Source organism: Sedimentibacter sp. B4, from assembly GCF_000309315.1.
Lineage (GTDB): Bacteria > Bacillota > Clostridia > Tissierellales > Sedimentibacteraceae > Sedimentibacter > Sedimentibacter saalensis.
On record NZ_CANG01000654.1, the window covers coordinates 1 to 231 of the forward strand.

Annotated in this window: 1 pseudogene; it reads left to right on the plus strand. The window is 67.1% G+C overall.

Annotation, left to right across the window (positions count from 1 at the left end):
* Nucleotides 1-42: 42 nt before the first annotated feature.
* A pseudogene (locus BN358_RS12615) lies at nucleotides 43-231 on the plus strand (hypothetical protein); the annotation flags it as partial.

Sequence of the window (231 nt, forward strand, 5' to 3'; positions counted from 1 at the left end):
TACTATTGCTGCCGATCCGCGAAGATGGGTCCGGAGGTGACGATGTACGGAGTGGAACTGCGGCAAGGGAGACCGGACGACGTGCCCGCCGCGCTGGCTGTCCAGAAGGCTGCGTTCACCGTGGAGGCGAGCCTCTACCAGGACCCGGATCTGCCTCCGCTCCGGGAGAGTGAGGCGGACATCGTGGCCGATCTGGCCTCGCGAGGTGGTTCGTCGCGCTGCTCGACGGGC